The sequence below is a fragment of the Clostridia bacterium genome (assembly GCA_028698525.1).
Classification (GTDB): Bacteria; Bacillota; Clostridia; order JAQVDB01; family JAQVDB01; genus JAQVDB01.
In genome coordinates, this window is the sequence record JAQVDB010000024.1 from 24,587 (window position 1) to 32,764 (window position 8,178).

Genomic DNA, 8,178 nt, shown 5'->3' on the forward strand with positions numbered 1-8,178 from the left:
CAAGTATACACGAACCTGATATATGTGTTGATACTGCTCCATAACAAAGGGGATAACACAGTGTTATCCCCTTACCGGAGTTTATTTTAATCCCAAGGCTTTTTGGTAGACCTTACTTCTTCGTAGTTTTCATGGGTTACAATTTCAACACCTGTATCTACAAATTCTTCTACTTCTTCACCGTTTATCAATTTAAATAGACTTTCAACGCTCTTGTAGCCCATCTGATAAAAATCCTGTCCAACCGCTACATCCACCATATCCTCATCAAAATACTGGAGCATTGGATAGAATGCATCCATTGTAACTATGACCTTTTCTTCTGTTTTCCACCCTTTCAGGTTTCCTAATGATTCTGGAGGTGCAAAGAATGGCCATCCACCTACAAAGAACCAAGCATCAAGTTCATCATCTGAAGCAGTATACTGCTCTACCTGTTCAACTGCCTTATTCAAGTCATCCTCACAAGCTTGGGTGGTCACTATCTCAAGGTCGCTTCCTTCTATAGCGTCTTTAAATCCTTCCATACGGGCTTCTAGGTCGAATGCACCTAATATTCCGGTAAGCTGTGCTACCCTTCCTTTTCCGCCTGTCAACTCCACCATCTTTTCTCCACAAATTTTACCTGCTTCATAGTTTTGTGTCCCTGCATAAAAGTATCTGCCACTATCCGGAGAGTCAGCATCAAATGTACTAACCTTTATGCCAGCATCTATAGCTTGTTTTAAAACATCTGTAAGTGCATCTGGATGGTTACAGCTTATAGCTATCCCATCTACCTTTTTTTCTATCAATCCTTCCACTACTTCCACCTGGCTAGGTGCATCGGCTTTCACCGGAGCAACCCATTCTAACATTATCCCTAAGTCTTCTGCCGCTGCCTCTGCCCCGTCCTTCGCATCTAGGAAAACTGGGTTGCCCAGTTGTTGAGGTACAACAGCGATCACTATGTCCTTACTGCCCCCCCCTTCAGATGAGCTATCATCTTTCTGGCTATCATCTGTTTTGTCTTCAGCTTCAGTGCTGCTTTCCCCTCCATCTACCTGATCATTACCACAAGCAGCAAATGTCAATACAAGCATACAAATCAGCAAAATTGACACTATCTTTTTCAACATGATAAAACCTCCTTAATTTTTTGTTAACAAAAAATTAACTCTTTCCTCCTTTCCTTTAATTGCTTCTATTTTTTCTCAGCTGATCAGCAGATACTGCAACAATAATCACTGTCCCTATAACTACCTGCTGCCAATATGCTGAGACATTGAGCAACACGAGTGCATTTCTTAAGACTCCCATTATAGCAGCACCGAATATAGTACCGGGAACAGATGCAAAACCGCCTGACAAGCTAGCCCCTCCTATTACAGTAGCTGCTACCGCATCCAACTCATATCCTATACCTGCCGTAGGCTGCCCAAGACCAAGCCTTGATGCAGTAATAATCCCTGCAAAGGCCGCTAGTGCCCCACATATAGAATAAACAAATAATAGCAGACGCTCTACATTTATACCGGATAGTCTTGCTGCTTCCATATTGCCTCCAATAGCAAATATACGTCTTCCTGTAACTGTCTTATTGAGAAATATGTGTACAAGTATTGCTACTCCTATCATTATTATCACCGGCACAGGGACAGGACCTACATGTCCTTGACCAAGTTTTAAAAAAGCTTTGGGCAAGTTTGTGATAGGATAACCTCGGGTGAATACGTAGCAAAGACCTCTGGCTATACTCAATGACCCTAGTGTAGCTATAAACGGAGGAAGTTTTATCTTTGTAACCAAAAAACCATTAAATAACCCAAATATAATACCAATCAATATACCTAAAAGTACACCACCCAAAATACCTATACCCCACCTGGCCATACCCAAAGTTGCTATTACACCTGCAAAACCAAATATTGAACCGATTGAAAGGTCTATACCCGCCGTTATGATAACTAGTGATTCTCCTAATGCCAGTATAGCTATATATGAAAAAGCCCTTGATACCGAAAAAAGATTGTCAAAAGTTAAAAATTTATCAGATGCTAATGTCATACCTATGCACATTATGATCAATATAATCAGAATGTTTAAAGAAGGCGACTTTCTGATCTTATTAAAGACATTGTTTGAATTGTTTATCCTTTGTTTCTTTAGTTGTACATCCATGATATACATCCTCCCCTTTATTGATTTTGAGCTATTGCCATCTGCATTATTTTGTTTTGACTAGCCTCTTGTCTGCTCAATTCACCTTTTTTACATCCCTCATGCATCACCATTATCCTGTCACTCATGCCTAAAATTTCAGGCATCTCTGATGATATCATTATTATTGCAACCCCTGTTTTGGCCAACTTTGACATCAGTCTGTGTATCTCTTTCTTTGCACCTACATCTATGCCCCTAGTTGGTTCATCTAATATGAGAATTTCAGGATTTGTAGCAAGCCATTTTGAGATAACTACCTTTTGTTGATTGCCCCCGCTTAAATTCATCGCCTTTTGTTCTATGCTAGGTGTCTTTATATCCAATTTATCTACATAATCTTCTGCGATCTTTCCCTCTGCATCTTGATCTATAAACTTATGTCTGCTTATACTTTCAAGATATGGTAAAGTTATATTTTCCTTCACAGTCATACCCAATATCAATCCTTGCCCTTTTCTATCTTCCGGCACAAATCCCATCCCGTGTCTTATTGCATCTTCAGCAGAATTAATATTTATTTTTTCACCCCTTACATATATCTCTCCTGCTTCTTTTTTATCCACCCCAAATATAGCTCTCATCACTTCAGTACGACCCGCTCCTACCAATCCAGCAAATCCTAATATCTCGCCTTTTCTCAGCTTAAAATTTATGTCCTTTAAAAATCCTTTTGTGCTTAAATGTTTGACTTCCAGTACTACATCACCTATGTTAGTCTCTTCTTTTTCAAACATATTGTTTATCTCTCTGCCTACCATAAGACCTACAACATTTTTCTCGCTTATATCTTGGCCTATTAAGTTACCTACCATCTGTCCGTCCCTCATCACCGTAACCCTATCGCATATTTGAAATATCTCATTTAACCTATGTGATATAAACACCACTCCAACACCTTCAGATTTGAGCTTCAATATTATATCTAATAATATTTTGGTCTCACTCTCTGTTAATGATGATGTAGGCTCATCCATAACTATTATCTTAGAATCAAAAGACAAGGCCCTAGCAACTTCCACCATCTGCCTCTGTCCTATTGATAGATCTTGTAAGAGAGTAGTTGTGTCTACATCTAAACCGACCATATCAAGTAATTTTCTGGCTTCTGCATGCATGGCAGTTTTATCCACAAATATTCCGTTGCGTTTTTCTTTGCCTATAAAAATATTCTCTGCAATATCAAGGTTCAATAACACATTTAATTCCTGGTGTATTATGCTTATCCCTAGTTTTTGTGCGTCTAATGGCTTTTGAATATCCACTTTTTTGCCGTTTACGAGTATTTCTCCTTGATCCTTTTTATATACACCCGTAAGTATCTTCATAAGAGTAGATTTGCCTGCACCATTTTCTCCTACCAAGCCCAGAACCTCTCCCTGATTTATATATATATCAACATTATCCAATGCTAATACTCCAGGAAATTGCTTGGTCACACCTTTCATCTGAAGATATGAAACTTCCATCTTAAATACCTCCTTTTTTGGTCATAATATTTCCAATATTATATATTTTTCGACAATTATTTTGCTGTTTCATCTCCCCTCCTCTATTTATTTAACTTATTATATTGTTGAATATGTATTCGCTGCCTACTGCAAATGCACCATAAATTCCTGCTTTTTGACCTAACTCAGCCTTTATTATTCTAGGCCTTATAGGGACTAGCTTTTTTGTAACCTTGATAATCTCATTTATATAAACATCCCCTAATCTCAAGGCTTCCCCTCCCATTATTATGATATCGGTATCTAAAATACACATCAGATTAGATATAGCCACTCCTACTATCCTAGCCATTTTGATTACCTGTTCACTGCAAAGGCTATCATGGTCAACAGCATTTACCACCATATCAAAGTCAATCTTATCTAAATCTCCTTTCACCATGCTTGTTATACAACAATATCTCCCCTTTTTAATCTCGTTCTTTATATTATTTATAAGTGCATCAATGGAAGCTTTTGATTCAAAATATCCAGTATCAGTATATGTGCCATTTAAGGCCTCTCTATCAATACACAAAAATCCTATCTCCCCTGCCGCATTATTGCAACCTTCATGCAATTTGCCATCAATAATTATACCCGCTCCTATACCCAACCCTTGCGCAACGCTTACATATACCATGTTTCTGCGACCTACACCTGCACCATACCACGACTCGCCTAATGCAGCAGTGTTTATATCATTTTTAACTATTACAGGCCGGTTGAATTTTTGTTCAAATAGTGCTTTTATAGATACATTCTCTATATGTTTCAACTGTGGAGCCATCATAAAGTAACCAGTTTTTTTATCGGGCACACCTGGCACAGCTACTACAAAAACTTTAATTTTTTCATCAAGTCCTGGAATTCTTTCTAACATGCTATCAATTTTTTGAGTAATCAAAGATACTATCTTATTTATATCTCTATCAGCAGGATAGTTTAGCACTGTCTCGCTCACAATCTCTAAGTCCAAATTTGCGATCCCTATTCTTATTTTTTGATTCGCCAAATCCACACCTACTATATACCCATATCCATAGTTGAATTCTATCAATATAGGCTTTCTCCCTCCACAGGATACCCCCCTACCTATTTCTACAAGAATACCCTGTTCTAAAAGTTTTTCTATATTGACAGAAACGGCAGGAGCACTCAAATCCAAAATCTTGGACAAATCCGCCCTGGACATGGGCCCTCTTTCCCTCATCGCATCTATTATTAAATTTTGATTTGTTTTTCTTACTAATTGTTGGTTTGCTGCAGATTGAAATGACATTTAAAATCTCCTAGTTTGAAATGTAAACTTTAAGTTTATTAAGTTTATTAAGTATCTTTAAGTATATATTCTACGTATAGTAGCTATTTCCTTTTTTTTAAGTGTAAAAAAAGGAAATAGCTGTAAGCCTTGCAATTATCAATTTCTAAATTTATACTTTTGTTGTAGCATGCACTCCATTGTGATAAACTAAATTTTAGAACGATATGCTAACCTTTAAAAAAGCTAACTTTATCTGTTGTTATATAAATAAATTTTTATTTTTATCATTTCAGGGGGTATTAAAATTGAAGCCAAAGCTTTATGTGTGTTCTATTTTATGTTTATTATTGATTTTCTTAAGTTTTAATCCTGTCAAAGCAGGATTAGCTCCACTTGAAAGGCAAGGTAAAATAGTAAATCCTACTGTTTCTGATGATATAAGCCTGACTACAGTTACAACAAAAATATATCCGGATATTGAAAGCACCGGGTTTGATTCATTGTATATCCTAAAAAACAATGATTTACAAAAAAGGGTAACACTGATTGCAGGATATCCTAGCGATAACGGCAAAATCTCTAATTTTTCGGTATCTATTGATGGACAATTTCAAAAAATCATATATAGAAAACCATCACCAGATCATGATGATTATATAGGTTGGTTTACTTGGAATCTGACATTTGAACCGGGTGAAACTAAGATGATAAAAATAAGTTTCCTCCGCCAAAATAATCCCTATGACCCATTCTCTAACCAGATATTATACGTACTCAAACCTTCTTCTGGATGGGAAGGAACCATCGGCAAGATAAAAATAGAAGCAATATTTGATAAATATCAACCTTACATCTTTAATCCCGATCCATCCCCTGCACCTACAGCAATACAAAAAGATGGTACGCTAGAATGGACTATGAAGGATGTACAGCCTCAGCAGAATATTGAAATATTCTTTCAACCTACAGATGTACTGACTGTAAATTACTTAAATGAAAAAAGCAAAACATCGGACAAAATGCTTTCTGAAATTGCAAACTCATATAAAAACAATAATTATTTAAAATCAATCCGGCTTTGCGAGGATTACTTAAACCAAGGCACCCAGCCAGAATTTAAAAATGAGGTAAATTACTTTTTAGCAAAGGGCTATCATTATCTGTTAGAATATGATAAAGCTCTCGATGTCTATAACCAGATCAAAGGAACAGAACTTTTTGAAGACCTTTCAACTACTATAAATAATGAAATCTTATACAATATATCAACTCTATATGAGCATACAGCAAAAGCTGATGACTACCAGGCTTTTATCGATTCGATAACTGAAAGTAAATCCAGCAAGCCTAACTTGGTATTTGATGATTGGCTGGAAACCCAAAGACCAATAACAGAAAAAGCAAAAAATCAAGAACAGGACAGTGACACTGAACAAGTTGAAAACCAAACTAACAAAAAACAAGACAAACAGGAGGAAACATTCAGTTCGGGAACAGTGCTTTTTTCAGGATTTATATTAGGCTTTTTTATAGCTAGGCTAATATACAAACCTAAAAAACGTAGAAGATCCTACTATTATTGAGAAAATAATTCGCGGGCTTGAGCCCCGATTTTTTTTTCAAAAATTTTGTCTATGAAGTTGAAAAACTGCTCATTATCTACCTCTTTAAACTTAAATTCATTGTAGTATGTCTTTAAAAATTTAGAAAACCCCTTTTCTCCTAAAAGCTGCTTTAATTGATGAAGTTTATATTTCCCTTTAGAATAAATCACCTTGCGATATTCTGTTTCCGTGTTAAACTCATGAATCGGGATGGTAATCGGTCTTTTATCATCTGCTATTGCTTGAGAAACAGAATCTCTAACAGATTCTCCATATATTATTTCATCCGCCATATAAGTGGCAAACGCTTCATCCAGCCAAGGTTCACTGTACTGGTCATTCCCTACTACATTATAAAACCACTGGTGTGCTACCTCATGTGCTATCAATGTATCGATTGTAGAACAATCGGCTAATCTATCTTTATCTATAAAAATCATTCCCGGATATTCCATGCCACTCATATGTAGTTGGGTTTCCACTATATCAAGTTCATCATAGCAGTAATCACCCACCCGTTTTTGCATGTAATTTAAAGCTCTAGCAGCCGCATCAAGCACTTTTTTATTATCCTTTAACTGATTGTATGAATATAGATTTATCGCCTTTTTATCCTTTGTTTCTATAGAATAAGTAAAAGATGGTTTAGATGCCCATAATGCAAAATCTCTTGCTAATACTTTTGTCTTATAGATATGCTTTTGTTTGCCCTGATTTTGGCCTGTGGCAGCCACAGTGTAACCTTTAGGGGCTCTTACTGTAAACTCATACCATGCTATTTCTGTAAAAAAAGGTTCCCCGATGTCTCTAAATTCATGATAGACCCATTCCCCATCACGTATAGGGGCAAGAGATGGAATCCAATTACCCATCCATAAAGCATGTTTATTACAGCCTATCCTTCCTTCATCCTCAGGCAGATTAATATCCAGTTTGATATCTAAAATCATAGATTGTCCTGGCTGCAATGGCTGTTCTAAAGATACATATATTATACCCTCACTGGTTTTAAAAGAAATATCTTGCCCGTCTGTTGATATTTTTTTAACATACGACCCTTTGCTAGGAGGGTTTAACCAATCAGGATAAAACGTAAGAACTATTTGGTTTAAACTTATATCATATCTATTTTTAAAAACGATTTGTAAATCTCCTGTCAACCTGGATTCGCTGGGGAAAATATCAAAGTCACCTTTATATAAATTTAAAATTTCATTTTGTTCTGTTTTGCTCGTGCTCAACAACTGGGATAAACCTGCTTTATCATCTATTGCTCCACCAAAATGGGCAGATAAAAATAACCTATCCTTATATTCCCACCCTATGTACACCAGCAGAAAAATATTTATGATGACTAGTAAAATTATAATTTTTATTAATACCCTTTTTACACTGCTCATTCTTCAGTGGTTCCTTCCATTTTAAAATTAAATGTCGATTTTTATATTATAGTCTAACATCTTTTCTATAAAATATCATAATAATTAAATATTTGCCAGCAGGATATTTCATTTTTTTTATTGAATATATATATAATTAAGTTTAAAATACAATATTAGGTAGTATTTATGCAGGAAGCTTAAAATAAATAAACTTCGAAACAAAATAACGTGTCCAAAAC

Annotated in this window: 6 protein-coding genes; 1 reads left to right on the top strand and 5 read right to left on the bottom strand. The window is 35.9% G+C overall.

Annotation, left to right across the window (positions count from 1 at the left end; all coding sequences use genetic code 11):
• Positions 1-86: 86 nt before the first annotated feature.
• The 4 genes from PHP06_05045 to PHP06_05060 all read right to left on the bottom strand — a co-directional run bounded on the left by PHP06_05045 (position 87) and on the right by PHP06_05060 (position 4,971).
• Entirely contained in the window at positions 87-1,118 is a 1,032-nt protein-coding gene (locus PHP06_05045; protein MDD3839923.1) for a sugar-binding protein, read from the bottom strand.
• Between the two features lie 55 nt (positions 1,119-1,173).
• Positions 1,174-2,160 carry an ABC transporter permease gene (locus tag PHP06_05050; GenBank protein MDD3839924.1) on the bottom strand — a complete coding sequence of 329 codons (987 nt, stop codon included), beginning with the start codon at positions 2,158-2,160 and terminating at the stop codon, positions 1,174-1,176.
• 17 nt (positions 2,161-2,177) lie between these two features.
• Entirely contained in the window at positions 2,178-3,668 is a 1,491-nt protein-coding gene (gene gguA / locus PHP06_05055) for a sugar ABC transporter ATP-binding protein (GenBank protein MDD3839925.1), read from the bottom strand.
• Positions 3,669-3,759: 91 nt separating this feature from the next.
• Positions 3,760-4,971 (bottom strand): ROK family transcriptional regulator, encoded by a 1,212-nt coding sequence (locus PHP06_05060; protein ID MDD3839926.1) that lies wholly within the window; start codon positions 4,969-4,971, stop codon positions 3,760-3,762.
• A gap of 287 nt (positions 4,972-5,258) precedes the next feature.
• Between PHP06_05060 and PHP06_05065 the strand changes: the two genes are divergently transcribed.
• Complete coding sequence (locus PHP06_05065) at positions 5,259-6,536, top strand: hypothetical protein (GenBank protein ID MDD3839927.1); 1,278 nt, start codon at positions 5,259-5,261, stop codon at positions 6,534-6,536.
• Here PHP06_05065 and PHP06_05070 read toward each other — a convergent pair.
• On the bottom strand, positions 6,530-7,957 hold the full coding sequence (locus PHP06_05070) for a M1 family metallopeptidase (protein MDD3839928.1): 1,428 nt from the start codon (positions 7,955-7,957) through the stop codon (positions 6,530-6,532). The two genes, PHP06_05065 and PHP06_05070, sit on opposite strands and share 7 nt — an antisense overlap.
• Positions 7,958-8,178: the final 221 nt, after the last annotated feature.

Excerpts from the sequence above, each read along its gene's own strand:
- PHP06_05045 (MDD3839923.1), bottom strand. The coding sequence starts at position 1,118 with ATGTTGAAAAAGATAGTGTCAATTTTGCTGATTTGTATGCTTGTATTG.
- PHP06_05050 (MDD3839924.1), bottom strand. The coding sequence starts at position 2,160 with ATGGATGTACAACTAAAGAAACAAAGGATAAACAATTCAAACAATGTC.
- gguA (MDD3839925.1), bottom strand. The coding sequence starts at position 3,668 with ATGGAAGTTTCATATCTTCAGATGAAAGGTGTGACCAAGCAATTTCCT.
- PHP06_05060 (MDD3839926.1), bottom strand. The coding sequence starts at position 4,971 with ATGTCATTTCAATCTGCAGCAAACCAACAATTAGTAAGAAAAACAAAT.
- PHP06_05070 (MDD3839928.1), bottom strand. The coding sequence starts at position 7,957 with ATGAGCAGTGTAAAAAGGGTATTAATAAAAATTATAATTTTACTAGTC.